At 78.7% G+C, this 291-nt stretch carries 1 pseudogene; it reads left to right on the forward strand.

Annotation, left to right across the window (positions count from 1 at the left end):
• Window positions 1-291, forward strand: a pseudogene (locus tag KVS71_RS17290) (ribonuclease D); the annotation flags it as partial.

A 291-nucleotide genomic window follows, 5' to 3' on the forward strand; every position in this document is an offset into this window, starting at 1 on the left:
TGGTGGCAGGCGATCGTCGACGGCCGTGCCGCCGAGACGCTGCCGCGCGAGCGTGTGCCCTGCGTCGCGCTCCCGCCGCCCCGCGCCTGGGGCGACCGCAACCCGGAGGCGGTCGCCCGCCTGAAGGCCGCCCGTCCCGCCGTCGAGGCCGTCGCGGAGGAGCTGGGTGTGCCCACGGAGACCCTCCTCACGCCCGAGTACCTGCGCCGGGTCGCGTGGGCCGACCCGGGCACGACGGCGGAAGAGATCGGCGCCGCGCTGTCCGCGCTCGGGGCCCGCCCCTGGCAGGTT

Origin of the sequence: Microbacterium sp. GbtcB4 (assembly GCF_019091465.1) — a bacterium.
Taxonomy (GTDB): domain Bacteria; phylum Actinomycetota; class Actinomycetes; order Actinomycetales; family Microbacteriaceae; genus Microbacterium; species Microbacterium paraoxydans.